The sequence below is a fragment of the Pseudomonas sp. CDFA 610 genome, from assembly GCF_021147865.1.
Taxonomy (GTDB): Bacteria; Pseudomonadota; Gammaproteobacteria; order Pseudomonadales; family Pseudomonadaceae; genus Aquipseudomonas; species Aquipseudomonas alliivorans.
The window spans coordinates 297646-322115 of sequence record NZ_JAGTPM010000006.1 but is presented as its reverse complement, the minus strand read 5'-3'; the positions used below and the strand labels follow the sequence as shown (position 1 = coordinate 322115).

The window sequence follows — 24470 nt, the reverse complement described above, 5'->3', positions numbered from 1 at the left end:
GGTCACCCCTTAATAAGTCCGAATCTTAGGTTCAAAAGTCGGAACAGTTTTCGGCGAGAAGTTCACGGCACGCTTGGTCACGCGCTTGTCACCCGGGAAGTACAGGGTGTGGCACAGCCAGTTTTCGTCGTCGCGATCTTCAAAGTCTTCACGGGCGTGAGCGCCGCGGGACTCTTTACGATGCTCTGCGGCAATCGCTGTAGCTTCGGCGACTTCCAGCAGGTTTTGCAGTTCAAGCGCTTCGATACGGGCAGTGTTGAACGCCTGGCTCTTGTCGTTGATCTTGACGTTGGCGATACGACCACGCAGGTCGGCCAACTGGGCGATGCCTTTCTGCATGTATTCGCCGGTACGGAATACACCGAAGTAGTTCTGCATGCAGCTTTGCAACTCTTTACGCAACGAGGCAACGTCTTCGCCTTCGGTGCGTTCGTTCAGACCGGCAAGACGCGCCAGAGCAGCGTCGATGTCGGACTGGGAGGCACGGGTGTAGTCAACGCCTTCACGCAGGGCCTGCTCAAGGTGGATGCCCGCAGCACGACCGAACACCACCAGGTCGAGCAACGAGTTGCCGCCCAGACGGTTGGCACCGTGAACCGACACACAAGCCACTTCGCCTACTGCGAACAGACCCGGAATGATCTGATCCGTTCCAGCGGCATCCTGAGTGATCGCCTGACCGTGAATGTTGGTGGCAACGCCGCCCATCATGTAGTGGCAGGTCGGTACGACAGGAATAGGCGCGGTAGCCGGGTCAACGTGTGCGAAGGTCTTGGACAGCTCCATGATGCCTGGCAGGCGGCTGTGCAGCACTTCCTCACCCAGGTGATCGAGCTTGAGCATCACGTGGTCACCGTCAGGGCCACAACCGTTACCGGCAATGATTTCCTTGACCATGGAACGCGCAACGACGTCACGACCGGCAAGGTCTTTCGCGTTCGGAGCGTAACGCTCCATGAAACGCTCGCCATGCTTGTTGATCAGGTAACCGCCTTCACCGCGGCAACCTTCGGTGACCAGTACACCTGCGCCAGCGATGCCGGTCGGGTGGAACTGCCACATCTCGATGTCCTGAACCGGCACACCTGCGCGCAGGGCCATGCCGATACCGTCACCCGTGTTGATCAGGGCGTTGGTGGTCGAGGAGTAGATACGGCCTGCACCGCCAGTGGCCAGTACAGTCGCGTTGGCGCGGATGTACGAGGTTTCACCGGTTTCGATGCAGATGGCGATGATGCCGACGAACGCGCCGTCCTGGTTCTTCACCAGATCCACTGCGTAGTATTCGTTCAGGAATACGGTGCCGGCTTTCAGGTTGGCCTGGTACAGGGTGTGCAGCAGTGCGTGACCGGTACGGTCGGCCGCAGCGCAGGTACGTGCAGCCTGACCACCCTTGCCGAAGTCCTTGGACTGACCACCGAACGGACGCTGGTAGATACGGCCCTGCTCGGTACGGGAGAACGGCAGGCCCATGTGCTCGAGCTCGAAGACCGCTTCCGGACCTACGGAGCACATGTACTCGATAGCGTCCTGGTCACCGATGTAGTCGGAACCCTTGACGGTATCGTACATGTGCCAGCGCCAGTCATCGTTCGGATCGGCCGAGGCGATTGCGCAGGTGATGCCACCCTGGGCGGACACAGTGTGCGAACGGGTCGGGAAGACCTTGGTGACCACGGCAGTCTTGTGACCACCCTGAGCGAGCTGCAGCGCAGCGCGCATGCCTGCACCGCCACCACCAATGATGATGGCGTCGAAAGAAAGCGTATTTGTGTTAGCCATGGATCAGATACCCCAAAGAATCTGCACACCCCAGACGAAGTAGGCGAACATCAGAACGCCGCATACCGCCTGAAACAGGAAACGTACTGCAGTCGCGGACTTGCCCAGCGCCATCGGCGTCAGGTAGTCGGTCGCGATGGTCCACATGCCGACCCAGGCGTGAGCGCCGAGGGCAACGAGGGCCAGCAGACTGAAGATGCGCATCCAGTTGTTAGCGAACAGATCATGCCATTGGGCGTAGCTCAGACCCGGGTGAAAGACCATGTATCCGATCAGGAAGATGAAATAAGCCGCGAGCACGACCGCAGAAACACGCTGCGCCATCCAGTCATAGAGGCCCGAACGTGAAAGGTTGGTGACGTTGGTTACCATATCCATACTCCTGCCAGAAGAATCAGTACCACGGAAACCGCGATAACGATTTTGGAGCCCAGCTTGCCGCCTTCCAGCGTCTCGCCCACTCCTGTGTCCATGATCAGGTGACGGATACCGGCCACCAGGTGATACAGCAGGGCAGACAGCAGCCCCCAGATGACAAGCTTGGCCAGCGGGCTGGTCAGACACGCTTTTACTTCACCGAAGCCCTCTTCGGATGCCAGCGACTTGTCCATTGCGTACAGCATGATTGCAATACCGACAAAGAGGATGACACCGGAGATACGGTGAAGGATGGACGTGTAAGCAGTGACTGGGAGCTTGATGGTCCTTAGGTCTAGATTTACAGGTCGTTGGCTATTCACGGCTTTTTTCACACTGAAGAGCCCCTAACAATCAGGGCAAGTTGTTGGGAAGTGCACTGGTCAGGTACCCACCACCCAGGAAGTGACGACCCCCTTCGAACAGGCCCAAAAGCCCCCGGCGGTCGGACGCCGAGTATAGACAGTTAGGTTACTAATGACAACGCACAGACTTACCGCCAATAGCGGATTGCGCTCGTCACGCAAAAGGCGTAAACGGCAGTAAACAGGCCGGAAAAAATATGCAGCAAGGCCTTCTGGAACGCGACTTTAGCCAAATTGACTTTAGAATTTATCTCACTATAGTGATGCGGGCCCTGCGTGGGGGGCCTGTCTGATGATTTGAAGCATAAATAGGAGGCCACATGGCTGACAAAAAAGCGCAGTTGATCATCGAGGGCGCTGCCCCCGTCGAGCTGCCAATTCTGACCGGTACAGTGGGTCCGGACGTGATCGACGTACGCGGTCTCACCGCCACCGGCCGCTTCACATTCGACCCGGGCTTCATGTCGACCGCCTCTTGCGAGTCGAAGATCACCTACATCGATGGTGACAACGGAATCCTGCTGCACCGCGGCTACCCTATCGAACAACTGGCCCAGCACTCCGATTATCTGGAGACCTGCTACCTGCTGCTCAACGGCGAACTGCCAACCGCCGAGCAGAAAGCCCAGTTCGTCGCCGTGGTCAAGAACCACACGATGGTCCACGAACAGCTCAAGACCTTTTTCAACGGCTTCCGTCGCGACGCCCACCCGATGGCCGTCATGTGTGGCGTGGTCGGTGCCCTTTCAGCGTTCTACCACGACTCGCTGGACATCAATAATCCGCAGCATCGCGAGATTTCCGCCGTGCGCCTGGTCGCCAAGATGCCGACGCTGGCAGCCATGGTCTACAAGTACTCCATGGGTCAGCCCATGATGTACCCGCGCAATGACCTCAGCTACGCCGAAAACTTCCTGCACATGATGTTCAACACCCCGTGCGAGATCAAACCGATCAGCCCGGTACTGGCCAAGGCGATGGACAAGATCTTCATCCTTCACGCCGACCACGAACAGAACGCCTCGACGTCCACAGTGCGCATGGCGGGCTCTTCGGGTGCCAACCCGTTCGCCTGTATCGCCGCAGGCATCGCGGCGCTCTGGGGCCCTGCTCACGGCGGCGCCAACGAAGCGGTGCTGACCATGCTCGATGAAATCGGTGATGTGTCGAACATCGACACCTTCATTGCCAAAGCCAAGGACAAGAACGATCCGTTCAAGCTCATGGGCTTCGGTCACCGCGTCTACAAGAACCGCGACCCGCGTGCGACCGTGATGAAGCAGACCTGCGACGAAGTTCTGAAGGAACTGGGCATCACCAACGATCCTCAGCTCGAACTGGCCATGCGCCTCGAAGAGATCGCCCTGACCGATCCGTACTTCATCGAGCGCTCGCTGTATCCAAACGTCGACTTCTACTCGGGCATCATCCTGAAAGCGATCGGCATTCCAACCAGCATGTTCACCGTGATCTTCGCACTTGCGCGGACCGTCGGCTGGATCTCGCACTGGAAGGAAATGCTCTCGAGCCCTTACAAGATCGGCCGCCCACGCCAGCTGTATACCGGCAACGTGCAGCGCGACATCGTCGAACTCAAAGACCGCAAGTAAGCCGCACCGCAAAACGAAAAAGGGCTGCCAATGGCAGCCCTTTTCAGTTAGTGCATCAAGACCGCAACATTACTTCGATTGCGCAGCCCTCTCCCGCAACGCTTTCAAGGTATTGAACGGCGCATCGACAACGAACTTGTTGGCCAGCATGGACGGTACGCTGCCGCCGGGCTCCGTGTGCACTTGATACGTCACCTCGGTCTGATTCGGCCCCTTGGGCACCAGCTTCCAGAAACCCTCAACCTCGGCCACACGTACATAGCCCTTTTCTTCAGGAATGTAGTCGGGCTGCTCCTGAATGTTTCGGGTCAGACTGCCATCGGCACCCTCCTGCGTGGTAATCAGCAGCACGGAGTCGCGAGGTGTGACAGGCCAGGGCGTATTGAAACGCGTATATGTCCAGGCCTTGTTGCCTTCATGCTTGAGCACCTTCTGTGACTGGCACTCATGGATCCAGGCGCAGGCGCCCGCCACATCCTCCTGTAGCGCACGCAACCTGCTCACACTGGCGTTGATGGTCGCCACCCCACGATAAGCCTTGTACTTGGAACCCGGCACATCACTGAGCGAAACCTTGATGCCATCTTCGTCTTTGGCAACCTGCCAGTCTTCAGCCTGAACGGCGCCCACCAGCATTACAGTCAAGCCACACGTTACAGCCATGCGATATAGCGGACCCATTGTCTTATTCCTTATTGTTTAGATGCCGACGAAACCATGATGCAGACAGCTGATTCAGGCGACTGAAGTCATTTTTTCCCACCAGCCGATCAGACGTATCGCGTCTGCCTGATCGACGCCACATACATCTTCGGCAGCCTTGAACTGACTGCAGACCGCTGGCCGTTCAGGGCGACCGAACAACCCGCAGAGAGACTCGATGGAAAGATGAAGACAGCGCTCCCCCGCCGGCTTGCCGTTCGGCATACCCGGTATGGGAGACGTGATGGAAGGCGCGATGCAGCACGCACCGCAACCCGAGCGGCAGTCCATGACGCGAACCCTTGCTGATTGATTGAAAGAAACAGGATAGTACTCATCAATACGCACGCTTGAAAACGGCGTTCCGGACGATGATGAGACCTTACTGGTGGAATTTGAAGTCCAGCGCTGCGCCTTCGACGTCGCGACGATTATCGTTGCGCATCTGCAGCTGCATTTCGTTGGACAACAATCGACCGTTCAACTCGAATGGACCCGAGTCCGAAGGCGAGTCCTTACTGCCGAACATCTGCGGCAATATCGGCTTTCGCTTGGCCGTGATGACATTGGCGGGCGGATCGAGCGCCTTGACCATCTCGGGTGGCAGACTCAGGTCCAGCTTCGGCCTATTGAGCCGAACATCCTTGACCTTGACCTCTTTGCCAGCCTTGGCGGTCACCTCACGCTTACCTGTCGCAGGTTTTGTGGTTACCGCCCTGCCAGTCGATCGTGCCGGGGCAGCCACTTCATGGATTGGCCTGGGTGCCACGGGCTGAGAGGCTTCCTTGCCAGCCACCACAGGTTTCACCGGGATATTGGGCATAAGCTCATGCGTGGTGACGGGGGCCTTGTCGGATGCCGAGTCGGTGACCACGGACTCACGCGGCGAATCGATCGTGGAACGCGCCTCGGCAGCCACAGGCGCCTGCGCGGCGGCAGGCGCACCGCTTTCGGTCTTTGGTTTGGGCACCGGTGATTCCCGAGCGTCACACGCGCCCAGTAAAACGATGACGGACAGCCCCAGACAGCGAAACATATTCATAGGCAAAAATCAGACAAGACAGTGGCAAAGCCGAAAGAGCTACATGCTGTGCTTTTGAGGCATACATGACAAGCCAAGAGTTCCGAACAATTGACGAAAATCAGTTGACGCTCAGTAGGCTGGCAACACTTCCTGACACAACTGTTTCGCCAACATCCCCAATGTCATCAACGCGCGCTCGGCTTCCCTGTTCCAAGGCATGCCGCAGTTAAGCCGAATACAGTGGTTGAATTGCTCGGTGTTACTGAAAATAAGCCCTGGCGCAATACTGATGCCCTGCTCAAGCGCCCTGACATGAAGTTCCTGAGTATTGACCCGGCCAGGCAGACTCACCCAGAGAATAAAACCACCTGCCGGCCTGCTCATCTGCGTGCCTTCAGGGAAAGACTGCTGAACAGCGAGCTGGTAGGCACTCAGGTTCTTGCGGTATTCCAGCCGAATGAACCGCAGATGTCGGTCATAGCCGCCATTCTCGAGATAAGCGGCGATCGCCATCTGCGTCACACTGCAGGCCGAATGGGTGCTGAAGGTCTGCAAACGCTGGATTTCGGCTTGATACTTGCCAGCAATCATCCAGCCAATGCGCACGCCCGGTGAAAGCGTCTTGGAAAAGCTGGAGCAATAAATCACCCGACCCAGCCGATCAAACGCCTTGAGGGCCTTGGTCCGCCCCACTTCGAACATCAGCTCACCATAGACATCATCCTCCACGACCTGAATGTCGAAATCAGAGGCCAGACGCAAAAGATTTTTCTGCCGCTCTTCCGGCATGGTGCCGCCCAATGGATTACTCAGTCGCGAGGTCAGCACCAGCGCCTTGATCGACCACTGATTGGCGGCGAGCTGCAAGGCTTCGAGACTAATGCCAGTGGCAGGATCGCTTGGGATCTCGATGACTTTAAGGCCAAGCAGATCGGCCAGCTGGAGCAGGCCATAATAGGCGGGCGACTCCGCGGCAATCAGATCGCCGGGGCGGGTCAAAACACGTAACGCCATCTGCAGTGCATCGACGCAACCGTGAGTGATAACCACCTCAGAAGGATCGACCACCACGCCTGCATCACGCATTCGAATAGCCACCTGCCGGCGCAGTGGCTCGAAACCCGGACTGAACATGTAACTGAAAGCCCGCGGACTGTGAAAACGTGTGACCTTGGCCAGTTGCTGATGCAAAGCGCGAACGGGGAGATAGTCGACATGAGGCACCGCCGCACCCAGCGCAAAGACACCTTCCCGGCGCGACTCTTCGAGCACCTGTTGAATGATGCTACTACGCGTAACCAGACCTGGACGCTCAACACGAGCAATATCCGGCGTCGAAGCCGTCAACGCAGGCGTCTGATGCACGTAATAACCGGACTGCGGTCGAGCCCGGATCAGCCCTTGATCTTCAAGATTGGCGTACGCCTGCAAGACTGTGGCGTGACTGACGTTAAGCTGCGAGCTCATCTTGCGCACCGACGGCACACGCTCGCCTGGCTGATAAACGCCGCGCCGGATGTCTTCAGCCAGTTGCTGAGCGATGCGCTGATAGAGCAAAAGATTGGTCATGACCACAGCCTCATGAAGACCGGCCATTTATTTTTGTATAACAGATGGGTGGCTGCCGGCCATTGTCATGAAGTGTACTGGAACAGTTTAAGAACGGGCCAGCGAATCTATGGGCTGCAGGTGTTTTAATGAGACCACGCCCACGCCAGATACTGATCCTGTCCATTTGCGCGGACGCTATTCGAGAGCGGAGAGACGGCGGAGTCACTAAGCAGAGCGCACGACTCAAGTCACCCTCACCCTTGGCAGCTCAATTTCACGGCGTAAAGCGGGAACCCCACCTACCGAGCGGCACCCAGCTGACCCTTGTCGTCGGAAAAGACGATTTCAACTCGACGATTCTGCGCGCGCCCACGTTCGGTTGCGTTCACGCTGACCGGGAATTCCTGGCCATAGCCCTCGACCTTGATCCGCTTTTCATCAATACCCAGATCCATCAGCACGTCAGCAACAGCCTGCGCCCGATCACGGGAAAGCTTGAGGTTTTCCTGACGATCGCCAGTGCTGTCGGTATAGCCCTCGATCCTGACGATACGGCGTGGGTTGATTTGCAGGAACTGTACGACCTTGAGCACGGTACGACTGGCGGAATTCTTCAGCTCGGCATGCCCGGCATCGAACAGCACATCACCCAGAGTCATGACCAACCCACGATCAGTCTGGGTCGTGGCGAGGCTGAGGATCTGGTCTTCAAGCCATCTGCCCTGCTGCTGGGCGCTGGCCAGCTTGGCCTCACGCAAACCCAGTTGCAGGCGCTGACGCTCCATCTCCATCTTCGCCAGACGCTCCTGGCTCAGCATGAGATTGCTGTGCTCACGGGCGATTTCGCTGTAGCGGCTGCTCAGGTAGGCGTAATGACTCACATCGGCGCCACTGTCCAGGTAACTGGAAAGACGTTCGGCACGGGCCAGCGATTCACCGGCTCGGATCACGTCTTTCGGCGCACTGCGCAGCACGTCGGTGTCTTCCTTGACCTTCTGGAAGTCCGCACTGGCCTGCTGCAGGGCCTGATCAGCGTTCTGGTGACCGGCGCAACCGTAAAGACCTGCCGACGCCAGCAAGAGACCTACACTCATGGCACGGGGGATACGGTTCATTGAGCCTCTCCCAGTTGCTTGCGCAAACGATTCAGGCGGGTGTTCAACTGCGTGATCTGCTCCTGACTTTTCAGCGTAAGAACGCGCGCCTCGGCCAGGCGCGCATCCAGTTCAGCCTGCTCAGCCTTCATACGCGCATCCTTGTAGGACTTGTCAGCCATGTCCGCACGGGCATCGGCGAACTTGGCCTCGGCCGTTTCCAGCTCGGGCTGCTCATCAGCGCCGACAGCCTTGGCCTGCTCAAGCGCCTGCTCGGTCAATTTGAATTGTTCGGTCGGAACCGGATCACTGGCGCAACCAACCAGCGTGGCGATTGCCAGGGCGGCGATTGAAAAACGAATACTCACAAAAAACATCCTACTTGGTTGAGGCGCTGGCACTGGCAGGCTGCAACAGCTGGGCTTTCCACAGATCCAGATTGTGTCGGATCACCTCGCCTGCGAGGCCGGAGGCGGCCGATTCTGTCATCTTTTTCGCCAGCTGTCCGCGCAACCATGGATCGTTGCAAGCCGAATTGAAGGACAGAGCAAGGTAAAAACCAGGCCTGTCGAGGGGCAAGGGTTGAGCGACCACGTCAGATGACAAGCCCAGTGTCTGCACCATGACCATTCCTGCGTAACGGCCGGCCAGCACATATTCAACCTCACCGAGCGCCAGCTTCTGGAATGCCGGAGTCAGACCGGAAACGCGCTCCAGCGTCAACTGTTGCCGGGCTGCTTCATCGAATGCAGGCGTCAGTCGCGTCCTGTCAGAGATCGCGCCGCTATGCCCATGAAGCTCGCTCAGCGTGGTCAACGGAACATCATGATCACGGCGCGTCCAGATCACGATATCGTTCTGAACGATGGCAGGATGGATGTAGTCGAGGGCATCCAGTTGCGCGGCATTCATGGGCGCATCAGCCAACAGGTCCATGCGGCCGGTACGCACCTCCTCCAGAGCCTGACTGCGCTTGCCTGCGTACAGAAACTCGACCTTGAGACCCAGCGTCCCCGCTGCCTGCTTCAGCAGATCAGCGTTGGCCCCCATCAGGTGCCTGGGGTCCTGAGGGTCGCGCCACAGGTAAGGCGGCGCATCCGGGCTGCCGGTCACGATCAGCCGCTCGCATTTGCCAGCCGCGAAGCCCGGCGTCGGAGACACGAGCAACCCCAGCAGGAGCGAACCCAACAGTCTGGAACGGCGAACGGAATGGCGTTGCATGGACAGCCCTTTCACAAGTCGATAAAAAACCCGTTCATCAGGCTTCAGACACCACAGGCAAGCCTGACAGCGCATGAAGCCGAATAGAACGGGTTCTCTTTATAGTGGAAGAGACTGGATCAGACCAGCTTCTCAAGCTCCGGGATTGCTTCGAACAGGTCTGCTACCAGACCGTAATCGGCCACCTGGAAGATCGGCGCCTCTTCATCCTTGTTGATCGCCACGATCACCTTGGAGTCCTTCATACCCGCCAGATGCTGGATCGCGCCGGAGATACCGACCGCAATGTACAACTGAGGCGCGACGATTTTGCCAGTCTGACCGACCTGCATGTCGTTGGGCACGAAGCCAGCATCGACCGCAGCACGCGAGGCACCGACCGCAGCGCCCAGCTTGTCTGCCAGCGCGTACAGATGCTTGAAGTTGTCACCGTTCTGCATGCCGCGTCCGCCGGAAACGACGATTTTGGCGGCTGTCAGCTCAGGACGGTCCGACTTGGCCAGCTCTTCGCCAACGAAGCTCGACTTGCCCGCGTCGTGAGCAGCCGAAACCGCCTCAACGGACGCCGATCCACCTTCTGCAGCAACCGGATCGAAACCGGTGGCACGCACGGTGATGACCTTCACCGAAGCAGTGGACTGCACGGTAGCAATGGCGTTACCGGCGTAGATCGGACGGGTGAAGGTATCGGCCGACTCGACCGAGATGATTTCCGAGATCTGGTCCACATCCAGCTGCGCGGCAACGCGGGGCAGGATGTTCTTGCCGTTGGAGGTGGCGGCAGCCAGTACGTGGCTGTGACCCGCAGCCAGTTCGACGACCAGTGGCGCGACGTTTTCCGGCAACTGGTGTGCGTAGGCGGCGTTGTCGGCCACCAGCACTTTTGCCACGCCAGCGATTTTCGCAGCGGCTTCGGCAACAGCGCTCACGCCGGAACCGGCAACCAGCAGGTGAATGTCGCCACCGATCTTCTGGGCAGCAGCGAGGGTGTTGAGCGTCGCCGGAGCTACGGTTGCATTGTCATGTTCAGCGATAACCAGGATCGTCATTTAGATTACCTTCGCTTCGGTTTTCAGTTTCTCGACCAGTTCGGCCACCGATTTGACCTTGATGCCCGCGCTGCGCGCAGCCGGTGCTTCGACCCTGAGGGTTTTGTTGGTCGAGGCCGTGGAAACGCCCAGTGCATCGGGTGTCAGCACTTCAAGCGGCTTCTTCTTGGCTTTCATGATGTTGGGCAGCGAGGCGTAACGTGGCTCGTTCAGACGCAGGTCTGTGGTCACGATGGCCGGCAGGCTGAGGGAAACGGTTTGCAGACCGCCGTCGATCTCGCGGGTCACGGCAACCTTGTCGCCGGACACTTCGACCTTCGACGCGAAGGTACCCTGCGGATAGCCGCTCAGCGCAGCCAGCATCTGGCCAGTCTGGTTGTTGTCACTGTCGATGGCCTGCTTGCCAAGGATGACCAGTTGCGGCTGCTCCTTGTCGACAACGGCCTTGAGCAGCTTGGCGACAGCCAGGGACGTCAGCTCTTCGGCGGACTCGACCAGCACGGCGCGATCGGCACCCAGTGCCAGCGCGGTACGCAGTTGCTCTTGTGCAGTGGTCGGGCCGATGGTCACCACGACGATTTCAGTCGCTACGCCCTTCTCTTTCAGGCGCACAGCCTCTTCCACGGCGATTTCGCAGAAAGGGTTCATGGACATTTTGACGTTGGCCAGATCGACGCCGGAGTTGTCCGCCTTGACGCGAACCTTGACGTTGTAGTCGACCACTCGTTTGACAGCTACAAGAACCTTCATGGATTCCTCACTCTCCGGTGAAAAGAAGTCGCCCGGCAATACCAGGCGATCGATATGTGTCCTCAACAAGCAATCGTATTCGTGCAGGCGAACATGACTTCATGCAAATCCCGCCAAAAGCCCGATAAAAACAGGGCGTCACCCGTCATGCACCGGCAGGGTGTGTAAAATGCGCCGGGCGACACTGGCCGTTTACGTGACTGCCTGCACTGCATTTGCCTGATGCCTTTTTCCGGGGTCCGCTACAGATATCCGCAAGAGATGTCCGTGGAAGCCCGTTTCAGCCTACGGCAAACGCAAAACCGCCCGTATCTTGACCGCAACGCCTTTTCCGGTCAATACGCCAAATCGGCCAGTCATGAGTCGCGCATCTTTGATTTATCTGGCCTGCGGCCGATTCAAACAAACGTTTGTATTGGACCCGTACAGTGGTGTAGATATACTGCACGCCTTAAAAAGATGTGCGGTCCAAGTCCGTATGTCGGTCCACCGTGACCCATAAAAAAATACCGTGAGCCTTGAGAGTAGGAGATAGCCTGTGGAACGCGAATACATGGAATTCGACGTCGTCATCGTCGGAGCCGGCCCGTCCGGGCTTTCAGCCGCTTGCCGCCTCAAGCAGAAGGCTGCCGAAGCCGGGCAGGAAATCAGCGTCTGCGTGGTGGAAAAAGGCTCGGAAGTCGGTGCACATATCTTGTCCGGTGCGGTGTTCGAACCCCGCGCCCTGAACGAACTGTTCCCTGACTGGCAGGCGCTGGGCGCCCCGCTCAACACACCAGTCAAGCGCGACGACATTTACGTCCTGAATGATGCCGAGAAGGCTCGCAAGGTCCCGAACTTCTTCGTGCCCAAGACCATGCACAACGAAGGCAACTACATCATTTCGCTGGGCAATCTGTGCCGCTGGATGGCCCAGCAGGCTGAAAACCTCGGCGTCGAGATCTACCCCGGCTTCGCGGCTCAGGAAGCCCTGTTCGACGAAAACGGCGTCGTGCGTGGCATCATCACCGGCGACCTGGGTGTCGACCGCGAAGGTAACCCGAAAGAAGGCCTGTACACGCCCGGCATGGAATTGCGCGCCAAGTACACGCTGTTTGCCGAAGGCTGCCGTGGCCATATCGGCAAACAGCTGATCAAGCGTTTCGATCTGGACAATGAAGCCGACGTGCAGCATTACGCAATAGGTCTCAAGGAAATCTGGGAAGTCGATCCGGCGAAGCATGAACAGGGCCTGGTGGTGCACACCGCAGGCTGGCCACTGGACGACGCCAATCCGGGCGGCTCCTTCCTTTATCACTTGGAAAACAATCAGGTGGTAGTCGGTCTGATCGTCGATCTCTCCTACGCCAATCCGTACCTGTCACCGTTCGACGAATTCCAGCGCTACAAGCATCACCCGGTCATCAAACAATACCTGGAAGGCGGCAAACGCATCAGCTACGGTGCCCGCGCCATTGCCAAGGGCGGCCTGAACTCGTTGCCGAAGATGGTCTTCCCGGGCGGCGCACTGATCGGCTGCGACCTGGGCACCCTGAACTTCGCCAAGATCAAGGGCAGCCATACCGCCATGAAATCCGGCATGCTGGCGGCCGATTCGGTTGCCGAAGCCTTGCTGGCAGGCAAGGAGGGCGGCGACACGCTGACTTCCTACGTCGAGGCGTTCAAGGCCAGCTGGCTGCATGATGAGCTGTTTACAAGCCGTAATTTCGGCGTGGCGATTCACAAGTACGGCGCTATCAAGGGCGGTGCGTTCAACTTCATCGACCAGAACATCTTCGGTGGCAGACTGCCGTTCACGCTGCACGACACCAAGCCGGACTATGCCTGCCTCAAGCTGGCCGCCGACTCGAAGAAGATCGACTACCCGAAACCCGACGGCAAGCTCAGCTTCGACAAACTCAGCTCGGTATTCCTCTCCAGCACCAACCATGAAGAGGAGCAGCCTTGCCACTTGAAGCTGACCGACCCGAGCATCCCGATCAGCAAGAACCTGCCTCTGTACGACGAACCCGCCCAGCGCTACTGCCCGGCGGGCGTGTATGAAGTGATCACCAAGGAAGACGGCGAGAAGCGCTTCCAGATCAACGCCCAGAACTGCGTACACTGCAAGACCTGCGATATCAAGGACCCCTCCCAGAACATCACCTGGGTGGCACCAGAGGGCGCTGGCGGTCCGACTTACCCGAACATGTAAAAGTTGCTACCAGTCAATAAAGGCTCCCTCGGGAGCCTTTATTGTTTGTATCAGCAGATCAGGCGGGAACGCCCGGATAGGCGCCCTCCTCACCCGGACTGCGCTCGAAATAGCGTTTGTACTCACGACTGAATTGCGACGCACTCTGATAACCGACCCGCAACGCCACCTGCGCAACGCCCAGCCCTTCAGCCACCAATAATTGCTGAGCCTTGAGCAGTCGCAGGCGCTTGAGGTACTGCACCGGAGACAACAAGGTGCTGCGCTTGAAATGTTCGTGAAAGGTCGAGGTGCTCATGTTCGCGCAACTAGCCAGCGTATCGACATTCAGTGCTTCGGCGTAATGCTCATGCAGGTAGGTCACCGCCGATGCGATCCGGGCGAACTGCCCTTGCTGCTCGACCAGCGCACGCAGCACGCCTGACTGCGGGCCGCGCAGCGCGCTGTACAGCACATCACGAATCCGCGCCTGCCCCATTGCCTGACATTCCAGCGGGTCGTGCAGGCAGCGCAGCAGCCGCTCGACACTGTCACGCATTCCGGCATCGATCAGTACCGAGGTCATGGACTCCGGCGTCTGCGGCTGGCAATCCTGGGGCGACAGCGAGCCCATCACCTGCACGAGCTCACCCAGCAATACCCGGTCGATGGATACCGATACGCCATACAGCGGCTTGTCCGGCGTGGCAAAGGTCTCGCATTTGAAGGGCACCGACAGCGCCTGAATCAGGTAATGGCCAGTGCCGTATTCGAATGTGCGCGTCCCCAGGCAGGCGATCTTGCTGCCCTGTACCACGATCATCAGGCTAGGCTCATACATCTGCGGGCTACTGGCCACATAACTGAACGCCGAGAGCACGCGCACCTCAGGCAAGTGCGTGTCGACAAAGCCGGGGCGCACCGCCAAGGGCTGGATCAACGAAACCAGAACAACATTGCCATCGACAGGATGAAGGAGCGACATAAGAAGTACCGGCAGAGAATCAGACAGCTCTATGATCGCAGATTTGCGCGTTTGAGCGTCACCCGGATCCTGGCTCCGGAGGAATAGGCATGAAACACGGAGGAATCACCCTAGCGATACACGCCCATCACGCGGACAATGATTCGCCTCTTCTCCGTATCATTTCGCGAGGTCATATTTATGTACACAGCCATCGGTTACGCCGCCCAGTCAGCCACCGCCCCCCTCGCCCCGATGACTTTCGAACGTCGCACTCCGCGTGCCGACGACGTTGCCATCGAAATCCTCTACTGCGGCGTCTGCCACTCCGATATCCACCAGGCGCGCAACGAATGGGGTATTGCCGTTTATCCGTTGATGCCAGGCCATGAAATTGTCGGCCGCGTCACAGCCACCGGCGCCAACGCGACTAAATACAAAGTCGGTGATCTGGTCGGTGTCGGCTGCATGGTCGATTCCTGCCGCCAATGTTCGGCGTGCCAGTCGGATCTCGAACAGTACTGCCTCGAAGGCCCGACCATGACCTACGCCACGCCAGATCGCGTGGACGGCAGCAACACCATGGGCGGTTACTCCAACAGCATCGTGGTCAGCGAGCACTTCGTGGTGCGCGTTCCCGAGAAGCTGGATCCGGCCGCTGCTGCTCCGATTCTGTGTGCAGGCATCACCACCTATTCGCCGCTCAAGCACTACGGCGTGAAAGCCGGCGACAAGGTCGGCATTCTGGGGATGGGCGGCTTGGGCCACATGGGCATCAAGTTCGCCAAGGCGATGGGCGCTGAAGTCACCCTCTTCACCCGTTCCGCGTCGAAAGCTCAGGAAGCGCGTCGCCAGGGCGCCGATCACGTGATCGTCTCCACCGATGCCGAACAGATGAAAGCGGCCGCAGGTCACTTCGACTTCCTGCTTGACACCATTCCGGTCCAGCACGATCTGAACCCCTACCTGCAGACCCTGCGTTTCGACGGTGTGCACATTCTGGTCGGCCTGATCGAACCGGTTGAACCGCCGGTGCATGCCGCCAATCTGGTGATGAGCCGTCGCGTACTGGCCGGCTCGCTGATCGGCGGTATCGCAGAAACCCAGGAAGTGCTGGATTTCTGCGCCGAGAACGACATCACCTGCGACATCGAGATGCTCGACATCCGCAACATCAACGAAGCCTACGAGCGCATGCTGGCCGGTGACGTGAAGTACCGCTTCGTCATTGACATGGCTACGCTCAAAGCCTGATTCAGGCTGCCCCGAGTTCGGCCGACAGTCCCGCTGCGATCTCTTTGATCAACGGGACCAGTTCGGCCATCTTTTCAAGGGGCATGTACGGAACCGTACTGGCGACGCTGATGCCGGCCACAATCTGCTGGCTGGCATCACGCACCGGCGCCGCAACACAACGGATCGACGGTTCGTTGTCCTCCAGATCGAACGCGTAACCTCCCGCCACATATTCCTGCCTGCGCTGCTGCAGCTGTTCCCATGTCTGTTGTTCATGATTGGGCCACAGCGGATGCCTGCCTGACGCTGGCAGGCTGATTTCATACAGACGCAGCCACTCGGCCTCCGGGCTGTCCAGCAACAGAGCCTTGCCGATACCGGTACGCACCAACGGCATGCGATGCCCTACCCGGGAACGCATCTCCGGGCCATTGCGACCGGGATTCTTGTGCAGGTACAGCACATCATCGCCTTCGCGTACCGCCAGATGCACGGTGTCTCCGGTCAACGCCGACAGCCTGTCCAGAAACGGCCGCGCCAGAATCGCCAGCGGCACTTCTTCACGTGCCTGAAAACCCAGTTCGATCAGTTTCGGCCCCAACAGATAACCCACCTGCGGGACCACGCGAAGATAGCGCTCGTCCACCAGACAACTGGCCAGACGATGGGTGGTGCTGCGCGTGGTGCCGATCAGACGGGCAATTTCCTTCAGGTCCCGGGCACCACTGGCCACGGCCTGAACCACACCCAGGCCGCGCAACAGGGTCTGGGTGCCGGCGGGTGCCGACTCTTTGCCTGCAGGGTTTTCAGGGGGAAGCGGTTCGTTGTGCATGACAAGCCTTAATCAGATCGGGACGCTGACGGCATTATCGTCGCCAGCGTCAGGACACGTCGATATCAGAGTTCGATACGCTCGACTTTGCCCACCAGCAGGATGTAGGACAGCGCACCCAGCAGTGCCAGCACCGAGATGTAGGTGATGGCCGGTGCGAACGAATCGCCCGAGGCCAGGAAGCCGATCACGATCGGCGTGGCGATGGCCGCCAGATTACCGATGAAGTTGAAGGTGCCGCCTGTCAGACCCAGAAGCCGCGCCGGGGCCAGTGTCGAAACCAGCGACCAGGTGATCGAGGCCAGTCCGTTGCCGAAGAACGCCAGCGCCAGGAACGCGATGACCAGCGGCGTGGATTCGACGAAGTTGGCGCCTATGATCGACGTGGAAATCAGCAGACCGGCAATGATCGGCAACTTGCGAGCAAAGCCCACGGTGTGCCCGCGACGGATCAGCCAGTCGGAGAAAAAGCCGGAACACAACACGCCCACGAAGGCGGCCAGAAACGGCAGTGACGCCAGCAGCCCGGACTTGATGAAGTCCATGCCCCGGTATTTCACCAGATAGGTAGGAAACCAGGTCAGGAAAAACCAGAGTGTGGAGTTCAGGCAGAACTGGCCTAGGTAAATACCCCAGAGCTTGCGCTTGCTCAGCACGATGCCCAGGTCCAGCCAGCTGAAACCCTGCTTCTGCTTTTCGACGTCCTTCTGAATGTCCACCAGCCCGCCGCCTTCACGGATCAGGTCGATTTCCTGCTGGTTGACGCCCCTGAAATCGCGCGGCTCGCGATACACCGCGTACCAGATCACCGCCCAGAGCACACCGACGCCGCCGGTGGCGACGAACACCATGTGCCAGCCGTAATGCGCCTGCAGCCAGGCCAGCACCGGCGTCAGAAATGCCAGACCAACGAACTGCCCGGACGTGTAGAAACCAATCGCCGTGGCACGCTCGCGCTCAGGAAACCAAGTGGTCACCACGCGGCTATTGATCGGATAGGCCGGCGCTTCCAGCGCACCGACCGCCATGCGCAGCACGAACAGCGCAATGAAGCTGGCGGCAAAACCAAGCATGATGGTGGCGATCGACCACAACATCAGCGCCACGGTGTAGAGAATGCGCGGCGGCACGCGGTCCACCAGCCAGCCACCCGGCAACTGCATGGCCGCATAGGTCCAGCCGAAGGCGGAGAAGATCAGACCCACGTGAACCGGATCGATGCCCAGCTCGGACGTCAGCGCCGGTGCGGCAATCGACAGATTGCTGCGATCCAGGTAATTGATGACCACGGTGATGAACAGCAGCACCATGATAAAAAAACGTTTGCGGGACGGCGCCACCAGTGATGCCGCGCCCTCCATCGTACGAGTGCGCATTCAGATGTTTCCTCTTTTTGGATTTATTGAGGACGGTGTGGTGTCGGCAGATCGTGTAGATCTTTCCTCACGCGCTGCGTGGGAATGCCGCTCGGGACGCTCTGCGCCCTTCCCCTGACAGGGGCGGCGTGCCCACGCGGAGCATTGGCACGATCAGGCATGCGGCGCCTGCGCCGGGTCAGATCACCACTCGGCAAAACTGCCATCGGCATGACGCCAGATCGGGTTGCGCCAGCGATGGCCGATGGCGGCGCGCTCCTTGACGTATTCCTCGTTGATCTCAATGCCCAGGCCCGGTCCGTTGGGGATCTTGACCATGCCCTTGTCGTAGTCAAAGACTTCCGGGTGCTTGACGTAGTCCAGCAGGTCGTTGCTTTCGTTGTAGTGAATGCCCAGGCTCTGCTCCTGGATGAACGCGTTGTAGCAGACCGCGTCCAGTTGCAGGCACGCCGCCAGTGCGATCGGGCCCAGCGGACAGTGCAGCGCCAGCGCGACGTCGTAGGCTTCGGCCATGTTGGCGATCTTGCGCGTCTCGGTGATGCCACCCGCATGGGACGCGTCCGGCTGGATGATGTCGACGTAGCCTTCACTCAATACACGCTTGAAGTCCCAGCGCGAAAACAGCCGCTCGCCCAGCGCAATCGGCGTGCTGGTCAGCGGTGCAAGTTCTTTCAGCGCTTCGTAGTTTTCGCTGAGCACCGGCTCTTCGATGAACATCAGCTTGTATGGGTCCAGCTCTTTCATCAGCACTTTGGCCATCGGCTTGTGTACGCGGCCATGGAAATCGACACCGATACCGACGTTCGGACCGACCGCATCACGCACGGCTGCGACGTTGGCCAGGGCCAGATCGACCTTGTCGAAGGTGTCGAGGAACTGCAGCTCTTCGGTGCCGTTCATCTTCACCGCCGTGAAGCCACGCTCGACCGCTTCCCGTGCAGCTCGCGCCGTGTCGGCCGGGCGATCGCCACCAATCCAGGAGTAGACACGAATCTTGTCACGCACCTGACCACCGAGCAGGTCGCTGACCGACACACCCAGCGCTTTCCCCTTGATGTCCCACAGCGCCTGATCGATGCCGGCCAGCGCGCTCATGTGGATCGCCCCGCCACGGTAGAAGCCGCCGCGGTACAACACGGTCCAGATGTCTTCGATGTTGCGTGGGTCCTTGCCGATCAAGTAATCGGAAAGCTCTTCAACGGCAGCGGCGACAGTATGGGCACGGCCTTCGACGACCGGCTCGCCCCAGCCGACGACACCCTCGTCGGTCTCGACTTTCAGGAAACACCAGCGCGGCGGAACGATGAAGGTGGTCAGTTTGGTGATTTTCATGAGTACGGTTTCTCTTATTGATTCTCTTGTCGAGCGGCTGCGTCTGGCGCGCCGATCCGTTTCAAAGCGACGAAGTCTGTTCTTTCCAGGCGGCCACATAGGCCTTGGCGCGCTCGGCGACGTCGGCCGCACTCATGCCCGGCTTGAACAGCCCTGAGCCGAGGCCGAAACCTTTGACGCCCGCGTCGAGAAACACCTTCATGTTGTCTGGCGTGATGCCACCAACCGGCAACAGGATCGTGCCTGCGGGCAGCACCGCCAGCCAGGCCTTGACCACCGCCGGCGACATTTGCTCGGCCGGGAACAGCTTGAGCACATCAGCGCCTTCCGATAGCGCGGCAAAGGCCTCGGTCGGCGTAGCCACGCCCGGCGACAGGAACAGGTTGGCCGCTTTGGCCGCACGCAGCACCTTGGGATCGCTGTGCGGCATGACGATGACCTGCCCGCCTGCGTCCTTGACCTGCGTGACCTGCTCAGGCGTCAGCACGGTTCCGGCACCGATCAGGCAATCGGCAGGCAGGCGCTGGCGCAACAGACCGATGCTGTCGAACGGCTGGGGAGAATTGAGCGGCACTTCGATGACCCGAAAGCCCGCCTGATACAGCTCGTCGCCAATCGCCGGAGCTTCTTCGGGGCGCAGGCCGCGCAGAATCGCGACCAGGCCGTTTTCCTTCAATGCTTGCTTGAGCATGTCACACCTCTTGAACGTAATGGGATGACTGGCGCGCGACCAGGCCAGCCTGAACCGCGACCTGCCAGAGGCCGCGTTCGGTCGCCTGAGCGGCCACCGTCACCCGAAGAAAGCCACAGGCGGTCAGGCCACGCGCATAGCGCTCGCACAGTGACTCGCTGCCGATAAGAATCACCGCGGGCAGACCGCCATGGGCGTCGTATTGAAGTCTGGCGAGCGAGGTCAATTCATGACCGATCAGCAGACCGGACAGGTAATCCGGCTGGCTGCTCGCAGGCAACTGGCCGGTAAGGCCGAGCGTGCGGCAACTGAAGATGGTGGACAGAGGACCGGCAGCGCCCTCCTCCGACTTTGCATTGGCGAGCCCACGATCAAACGCGGCGCTGTCGAACGTATCGCCCGGCCGCATGGTGCGCCCAAGAATGGTATGGGCGCATAACGCCGCGTAGACCTCGCCGGTCATGAAGGTATCGAAATGAACGATGCGGTCCTGCGCCACCTGCACCCACTTGGAGTGGCTGCCCGGCAGACCGATCAAAAGCGGCTGGCTGGCCGACTGCTCGTCAAGGCCGGCCAGCACGCCCAGCACCTGGGTCTCTTCTCCGCGCATGACATTGGGCAGCGTCGAACGCTGCAGCACACCGGGGATGATATGAACGGTGACGCCACGCACGCTGCGTACGGTTTGCAACGCCGCACTCAGCTCATCGACGCTGGCCGGCGCCTCGCGATAGGTCGCCTCGCGCCAGCCCTGTGCGCTGCCCACCATGCCGCAGGCGATCACCGGTACATCGGGCCGCGCGTCGAGCCAGTCGCCGCACGCTTCATCGAAGGCCAGCTCGAAACCGTCGCTGCACAGCACGCCTGCGATCATCCGTGGGGCATTCGGCAATTGCATGATGCCCGCGCTCAGAGCGCGTTGTTCCAGAACCTGGCCGTGTTCGCCAAGTCGATAAGCACGAAGAGAGGTCGTCCCCCAGTCGAGCGCGATCAAGTGCGCCTGCATTGCTTCACCTTTTGTATTTTTGGAAGTGAGTGCAGGACAGACTATAAACCCGAAATCGAAGTTATCTCAATATGTAAATTTCAATCCCATATATTGGGATTAATATCAGGTTATCAGCAGGCAATAAAAAACCCGCGTCCTGATCAGGGCGCGGGTTCGGGTGCAGCAGCGTTGCGATCAACGTTCCAGCAGGATTCTCAGCATGCGGCGCAGCGGCTCGGCCGCACCCCACAGCAGCTGATCACCGACAGTGAAGGCGCCCAGATACTGCGAGCCCATGTTCAGCTTGCGCAGACGACCCACCGGAATGCTCATGGTGCCGGTCACAGCCGTTGGGCTGAGGTCCTGCATGCTGGCTTCACGGTTGTTCGGCACCAGCTTGACCCAAGGGTTGTGCTGGCTGATCAAGCCTTCGATGTCCGCAATCGGCACATCCTTGTTCAGCTTGATGGTCAGTGCCTGGCTGTGGCAACGCATGGCGCCGATGCGCACGCAGATGCCGTCGACCGGAATCGGGCTCTTGAAGCGACCCAGAATCTTGTTGGTCTCGGCCTGGCCTTTCCATTCTTCGCGGCTCTGGCCGTTCGGCAGCGCCTTGTCGATCCAGGGAATCAGGCTGCCGGCCAACGGCACACCGAAATTCTCGGTCGGGAACGCTTCGCCGCGCATGGCTTCGGCCACCTTGCGGTCGATGTCCAGAATGGCACTGGCCGGGTTGGCCAGTTCATCGGCAACCGACGCGTGCACAGCGCCCATCTGCTTGATCAGTTCACGCATGTTCTGCGCACCGGCACCGGAAGCCGCCTGGTACGTCATGACGTTCATCCACTCGACCAGACCGGCTTCGAACAGACCGCCCAGCCCCATCAGCATCAGGCTGACGGTGCAGTTGCCGCCGATGTAGTTCCTGGTACCGGCGTCAAGCTGCTGATCGATGACCTTGCGGTTGACCGGATCCAGCACGATGACAGCGTCATCCTGCATGCGCAGGCTGGACGCCGCGTCGATCCAGTAACCCTGCCAGCCCGCCTCACGCAGCTTGGGGAACACCTCGTTGGTGTAGTCGCCGCCCTGACAGGTCAACACCACGTCCAGGGTCTTCAGCTCGTCGATGCTGTACGCATCTTTCAGTGGCGCAACGTCCTTGCCCACCGAAGGCGCCTGGCCACCGACATTGGAGGTAGTGAAGAACACCGGCTCAATGAGATCGAAGTCCTGCTCTTCCCGCATCCGCTGCATGAGCACGGAACCGACCATGCCACGCCAACCGATCAGACCTACACGTTTCATCGCAACACACCTAGAAAAAAAGTGGGACCGCTATTCTGCGGATGCACAGCAGAATGGCGGGCCAGAGAGATTACAGATTCCGCAGCGCGGCGACTACTGCGTCGCCCATTTCTTGCGTGCCGACCTGGGTGTTACCCGTCGAAAAGATGTCGCCGGTACGCAGCCCCTGATCCAGAACCACGCTGACGGCTTTTTCGATGGCGTCGGCGGCGTCGGTCAGATTGAAGCTGTAACGCAGCATCATCGATACCGACAGGATAGTCGCCAGCGGGTTGGCAATGCCTTTGCCTGCGATGTCCGGTGCAGAACCGTGACAAGGCTCGTACATGCCCTTGTTATTGGTATCGAGCGACGCGGACGGCAGCATGCCGATGGAGCCGGTCAGCATCGAAGCCTGGTCGGACAGGATATCGCCGAACAGGTTGTCGGTCACGATCACGTCGAACTGCTTGGGTGCACGCACCAGTTGCATGGCGGCGTTGTCGACGTACATGTGGCTCAGTTCGACTTCAGGGTAATCCTTGGCGACCTGCTCGACGATTTCGCGCCACAGCTGGCTGGACGACAGCACATTGGCCTTGTCCACCGAGCACAGCTTCTTGTTGCGCACCATGGCCATGTCGAAGCCGACGCGAGCGATACGACGGATCTCGCTCTCGCTGTACGGCAGCGTGTCGTAAGCCTCGCGCTCGCCATTGTCCAGAACACGTACACCGCGTGGCGCGCCGAAGTAGATACCGCCGGTCAGCTCGCGCACGATCAGGATGTCCAGACCGGCAACGATTTCGGGCTTGAGGCTAGAGGCGTCGGCCAGTTGCGGATAGAGAATCGCAGGGCGCAGGTTGCCGAACAGGCCCAGTTGCGCACGGATCTTCAACAGGCCACGCTCAGGACGGATGTCGCGTTCGATGGTGTCCCACTTCGGGCCACCCACGGCGCCGAGCAGAACGGCGTCGGCTTTACGGGCGCGGTCCAGGGTTTCGTCGGCCAGCGGCACACCGTGCTTGTCGATGGCGGCGCCACCGATCACGTCGTGAGTCAATTCAAAACCCAGCTGATACTTCTCGTTGGCCAGCTCCAGCACCTTGACCGCTTCGGTCATGATTTCCGGACCAATGCCATCACCCGGGAGAATCAGAATCTGCTTGCTCATAACTTCCTCGATGTTTTATCGACGCCTCGGACAGCGCCCGTTTATAACGTTTCAAGCCGCAAAAAGATTAACGCTCGGCCCACAGCACCAGCACATCGGTACTGAATGAACCCTGCGCGTCAATCTCGAAATATTGACGCACTTCATCGCCCATCGCCTGCTGCAGCTCGCGTATGGCCACCCGCAGTGGCTGTGGCGTGCGCATGCGCTCCACCCACGAACCGAACTCCAGATGCAGACGCTGGCGGGTATGGCTGCGGGTGAACAACCCCGCGTCGCTGACCTGATGCAGCCATTCGGCGGCGGAATAATCGCGCACATGGCTGGTATCGCGCAGCACTTCAACCGTTTGCAAATACGTATCCAGCAGCGGACTGCCCGGCGACATCACGTCAATGAACGCCGCCACACCGCCCGGCTTCAACACACGGCGCACTTCACGCAACGCCAGGGCCAGATCGCTCCAGTGGTGGGCCGAGTAGCGGCTGAACACAAAATCGAACTCGCCATCGGCAAACGGCAAGCGTTCGGCCGCACCGCATAACGTGCGAACGTTGCTCAACCCCTTGTCGATAGCCGCAGCGGCGACTACGTCGAGCATCTGCTGCGACAGGTCGTACGCGATCACTTCAGCGACAGACGGCGCAACATTGAAGCTCACATGGCCTGCGCCGCACCCCAGATCCAGCACCCGCGCATCGCCCCGCCCCCTGACCGCGTCCTGTAGCAACGCGAACTCGGCCCCTTGCGCGTGCACGGCGCTGTTCAGGTAGGCCGAAGCCTGTTCACCGAATTGACGTTGTACAACCTGGGTGTGGGCGGAGGTGGTCATGAGTGGATGCTCTGATGTTC

General features: G+C 59.5%; 24 protein-coding genes. 3 read left to right on the top strand and 21 right to left on the bottom strand.

Features of this window, described 5'->3' with window-relative positions:
* Positions 1 to 9 precede the first annotated feature (9 nt).
* From sdhA to sdhC, 3 genes are read right to left on the bottom strand one after another with little or no spacing between them, the layout of a single operon-like run.
* Positions 10 to 1782, bottom strand: a complete 1773-nt coding sequence (gene sdhA, locus KDX39_RS13560; protein WP_099227213.1) for a succinate dehydrogenase flavoprotein subunit — start codon at positions 1780 to 1782, stop codon at positions 10 to 12.
* Between the two features lie 3 nt (positions 1783 to 1785).
* Positions 1786 to 2154, bottom strand: a complete 369-nt coding sequence (sdhD, locus tag KDX39_RS13555; RefSeq protein WP_004882580.1) for a succinate dehydrogenase, hydrophobic membrane anchor protein — start codon at positions 2152 to 2154, stop codon at positions 1786 to 1788.
* Positions 2148 to 2534: a succinate dehydrogenase, cytochrome b556 subunit gene (gene sdhC, locus KDX39_RS13550; protein WP_004882581.1), complete on the bottom strand. Its 387-nt coding sequence runs from the start codon at positions 2532 to 2534 to the stop codon at positions 2148 to 2150. Before sdhC ends, sdhD begins: the two co-directional genes overlap by 7 nt.
* Positions 2535 to 2884: 350 nt before the next feature.
* On the opposite strand from sdhC, the gene gltA reads away from it, so the two are divergent.
* A complete protein-coding gene (gltA, locus tag KDX39_RS13545) occupies positions 2885 to 4174 on the top strand; it encodes a citrate synthase (protein WP_004882582.1) in 1290 nt (429 codons plus the stop codon).
* 69 nt (positions 4175 to 4243) lie between these two features.
* Here gltA and KDX39_RS13540 read toward each other — a convergent pair whose 3' ends face one another.
* The 9 genes from KDX39_RS13540 to KDX39_RS13500 all read right to left on the bottom strand — a co-directional run bounded on the left by KDX39_RS13540 (position 4244) and on the right by KDX39_RS13500 (position 11565).
* On the bottom strand, positions 4244 to 4855 hold the full coding sequence (locus KDX39_RS13540; protein WP_231660702.1) for an START domain-containing protein: 612 nt from the start codon (positions 4853 to 4855) through the stop codon (positions 4244 to 4246).
* Positions 4856 to 4909: 54 nt separating this feature from the next.
* Entirely contained in the window at positions 4910 to 5167 is a 258-nt protein-coding gene (locus tag KDX39_RS13535) for a YkgJ family cysteine cluster protein (protein WP_099227211.1), read from the bottom strand.
* 91 nt (positions 5168 to 5258) lie between these two features.
* A complete protein-coding gene (locus KDX39_RS13530; protein ID WP_231660701.1) occupies positions 5259 to 5918 on the bottom strand; it encodes a translation initiation factor 2 in 660 nt (219 codons plus the stop codon).
* 111 nt (positions 5919 to 6029) lie between these two features.
* Positions 6030 to 7469: an aminotransferase-like domain-containing protein gene (locus KDX39_RS13525; protein ID WP_231660700.1), complete on the bottom strand. Its 1440-nt coding sequence runs from the start codon at positions 7467 to 7469 to the stop codon at positions 6030 to 6032.
* Positions 7470 to 7750: 281 nt separating this feature from the next.
* Positions 7751 to 8566, bottom strand: a complete 816-nt coding sequence (locus KDX39_RS13520) for an OmpA family protein (RefSeq protein ID WP_231660699.1) — start codon at positions 8564 to 8566, stop codon at positions 7751 to 7753.
* Positions 8563 to 8913, bottom strand: a complete 351-nt coding sequence (locus KDX39_RS13515) for a DUF4398 domain-containing protein (RefSeq protein ID WP_231660698.1) — start codon at positions 8911 to 8913, stop codon at positions 8563 to 8565. Before KDX39_RS13515 ends, KDX39_RS13520 begins: the two co-directional genes overlap by 4 nt.
* Before the next feature lie 10 nt (positions 8914 to 8923).
* Positions 8924 to 9766 (bottom strand): substrate-binding periplasmic protein, encoded by an 843-nt coding sequence (locus KDX39_RS13510; RefSeq protein ID WP_231660697.1) that lies wholly within the window; start codon positions 9764 to 9766, stop codon positions 8924 to 8926.
* A 119-nt stretch (positions 9767 to 9885) separates the two neighbouring features.
* Complete coding sequence (locus KDX39_RS13505) at positions 9886 to 10815, bottom strand: electron transfer flavoprotein subunit alpha/FixB family protein (RefSeq protein ID WP_029241472.1); 930 nt, start codon at positions 10813 to 10815, stop codon at positions 9886 to 9888.
* Positions 10816 to 11565: an electron transfer flavoprotein subunit beta/FixA family protein gene (locus KDX39_RS13500; RefSeq protein ID WP_231660696.1), complete on the bottom strand. Its 750-nt coding sequence runs from the start codon at positions 11563 to 11565 to the stop codon at positions 10816 to 10818.
* A gap of 538 nt (positions 11566 to 12103) precedes the next feature.
* Between KDX39_RS13500 and KDX39_RS13495 the strand changes: the two genes are divergently transcribed.
* On the top strand, positions 12104 to 13759 hold the full coding sequence (locus tag KDX39_RS13495) for an electron transfer flavoprotein-ubiquinone oxidoreductase (RefSeq protein WP_231660695.1): 1656 nt from the start codon (positions 12104 to 12106) through the stop codon (positions 13757 to 13759).
* Positions 13760 to 13817: 58 nt separating this feature from the next.
* Here KDX39_RS13495 and KDX39_RS13490 read toward each other — a convergent pair whose 3' ends face one another.
* Positions 13818 to 14723, bottom strand: coding sequence for an AraC family transcriptional regulator (locus tag KDX39_RS13490; RefSeq protein ID WP_231660694.1), 906 nt, complete (start codon positions 14721 to 14723; stop codon positions 13818 to 13820).
* Between the two features lie 180 nt (positions 14724 to 14903).
* Here KDX39_RS13490 and KDX39_RS13485 point away from each other — a divergent pair, with 180 nt between their 5' ends.
* Positions 14904 to 15956, top strand: coding sequence for an NAD(P)-dependent alcohol dehydrogenase (locus KDX39_RS13485; protein ID WP_099227238.1), 1053 nt, complete (start codon positions 14904 to 14906; stop codon positions 15954 to 15956).
* Between the two features lies 1 nt (position 15957).
* Here the strand turns inward: KDX39_RS13485 and KDX39_RS13480 are convergent, their stop codons facing one another.
* From KDX39_RS13480 to KDX39_RS13445, 8 genes are all read right to left on the bottom strand, one after another.
* Entirely contained in the window at positions 15958 to 16770 is an 813-nt protein-coding gene (locus KDX39_RS13480; protein ID WP_231660693.1) for an IclR family transcriptional regulator, read from the bottom strand.
* Between the two features lie 65 nt (positions 16771 to 16835).
* Positions 16836 to 18146 carry an MFS transporter gene (locus KDX39_RS13475; RefSeq protein ID WP_231660692.1) on the bottom strand — a complete coding sequence of 437 codons (1311 nt, stop codon included), beginning with the start codon at positions 18144 to 18146 and terminating at the stop codon, positions 16836 to 16838.
* A gap of 183 nt (positions 18147 to 18329) precedes the next feature.
* A complete protein-coding gene (gene dgoD / locus KDX39_RS13470; protein ID WP_004882597.1) occupies positions 18330 to 19478 on the bottom strand; it encodes a galactonate dehydratase in 1149 nt (382 codons plus the stop codon).
* A gap of 61 nt (positions 19479 to 19539) precedes the next feature.
* On the bottom strand, positions 19540 to 20169 hold the full coding sequence (locus KDX39_RS13465; protein WP_099227204.1) for a 2-dehydro-3-deoxy-6-phosphogalactonate aldolase: 630 nt from the start codon (positions 20167 to 20169) through the stop codon (positions 19540 to 19542).
* Between the two features lies 1 nt (position 20170).
* Positions 20171 to 21175, bottom strand: a complete 1005-nt coding sequence (locus KDX39_RS13460) for a 2-dehydro-3-deoxygalactonokinase (RefSeq protein WP_231660691.1) — start codon at positions 21173 to 21175, stop codon at positions 20171 to 20173.
* A 177-nt stretch (positions 21176 to 21352) separates the two neighbouring features.
* Complete coding sequence (asd, locus tag KDX39_RS13455) at positions 21353 to 22465, bottom strand: aspartate-semialdehyde dehydrogenase (protein WP_210043624.1); 1113 nt, start codon at positions 22463 to 22465, stop codon at positions 21353 to 21355.
* A 70-nt stretch (positions 22466 to 22535) separates the two neighbouring features.
* Complete coding sequence (gene leuB / locus KDX39_RS13450) at positions 22536 to 23618, bottom strand: 3-isopropylmalate dehydrogenase (protein WP_099227201.1); 1083 nt, start codon at positions 23616 to 23618, stop codon at positions 22536 to 22538.
* Positions 23619 to 23685: 67 nt separating this feature from the next.
* Positions 23686 to 24450 (bottom strand): class I SAM-dependent methyltransferase, encoded by a 765-nt coding sequence (locus tag KDX39_RS13445; RefSeq protein ID WP_231660690.1) that lies wholly within the window; start codon positions 24448 to 24450, stop codon positions 23686 to 23688.
* Between the last annotated feature and the right edge of the window lie 20 nt (positions 24451 to 24470).

Excerpts from the sequence above, each read along its gene's own strand:
- sdhA (WP_099227213.1), bottom strand. The coding sequence starts at position 1,782 with ATGGCTAACACAAATACGCTTTCTTTCGACGCCATCATCATTGGTGGT.
- sdhD (WP_004882580.1), bottom strand. The coding sequence starts at position 2,154 with ATGGTAACCAACGTCACCAACCTTTCACGTTCGGGCCTCTATGACTGG.
- gltA (WP_004882582.1), top strand. The coding sequence starts at position 2,885 with ATGGCTGACAAAAAAGCGCAGTTGATCATCGAGGGCGCTGCCCCCGTC.
- KDX39_RS13540 (WP_231660702.1), bottom strand. The coding sequence starts at position 4,855 with ATGGGTCCGCTATATCGCATGGCTGTAACGTGTGGCTTGACTGTAATG.
- KDX39_RS13535 (WP_099227211.1), bottom strand. The coding sequence starts at position 5,167 with ATGGACTGCCGCTCGGGTTGCGGTGCGTGCTGCATCGCGCCTTCCATC.
- KDX39_RS13530 (WP_231660701.1), bottom strand. The coding sequence starts at position 5,918 with ATGAATATGTTTCGCTGTCTGGGGCTGTCCGTCATCGTTTTACTGGGC.
- KDX39_RS13525 (WP_231660700.1), bottom strand. The coding sequence starts at position 7,469 with ATGACCAATCTTTTGCTCTATCAGCGCATCGCTCAGCAACTGGCTGAA.
- KDX39_RS13520 (WP_231660699.1), bottom strand. The coding sequence starts at position 8,566 with ATGAACCGTATCCCCCGTGCCATGAGTGTAGGTCTCTTGCTGGCGTCG.
- KDX39_RS13510 (WP_231660697.1), bottom strand. The coding sequence starts at position 9,766 with ATGCAACGCCATTCCGTTCGCCGTTCCAGACTGTTGGGTTCGCTCCTG.
- KDX39_RS13505 (WP_029241472.1), bottom strand. The coding sequence starts at position 10,815 with ATGACGATCCTGGTTATCGCTGAACATGACAATGCAACCGTAGCTCCG.
- KDX39_RS13500 (WP_231660696.1), bottom strand. The coding sequence starts at position 11,565 with ATGAAGGTTCTTGTAGCTGTCAAACGAGTGGTCGACTACAACGTCAAG.
- KDX39_RS13490 (WP_231660694.1), bottom strand. The coding sequence starts at position 14,723 with ATGTCGCTCCTTCATCCTGTCGATGGCAATGTTGTTCTGGTTTCGTTG.
- KDX39_RS13485 (WP_099227238.1), top strand. The coding sequence starts at position 14,904 with ATGTACACAGCCATCGGTTACGCCGCCCAGTCAGCCACCGCCCCCCTC.
- KDX39_RS13480 (WP_231660693.1), bottom strand. The coding sequence starts at position 16,770 with ATGCACAACGAACCGCTTCCCCCTGAAAACCCTGCAGGCAAAGAGTCG.
- KDX39_RS13475 (WP_231660692.1), bottom strand. The coding sequence starts at position 18,146 with ATGCGCACTCGTACGATGGAGGGCGCGGCATCACTGGTGGCGCCGTCC.
- dgoD (WP_004882597.1), bottom strand. The coding sequence starts at position 19,478 with ATGAAAATCACCAAACTGACCACCTTCATCGTTCCGCCGCGCTGGTGT.
- KDX39_RS13465 (WP_099227204.1), bottom strand. The coding sequence starts at position 20,169 with ATGCTCAAGCAAGCATTGAAGGAAAACGGCCTGGTCGCGATTCTGCGC.
- KDX39_RS13460 (WP_231660691.1), bottom strand. The coding sequence starts at position 21,175 with ATGCAGGCGCACTTGATCGCGCTCGACTGGGGGACGACCTCTCTTCGT.
- asd (WP_210043624.1), bottom strand. The coding sequence starts at position 22,465 with ATGAAACGTGTAGGTCTGATCGGTTGGCGTGGCATGGTCGGTTCCGTG.
- leuB (WP_099227201.1), bottom strand. The coding sequence starts at position 23,618 with ATGAGCAAGCAGATTCTGATTCTCCCGGGTGATGGCATTGGTCCGGAA.
- KDX39_RS13445 (WP_231660690.1), bottom strand. The coding sequence starts at position 24,450 with ATGACCACCTCCGCCCACACCCAGGTTGTACAACGTCAATTCGGTGAA.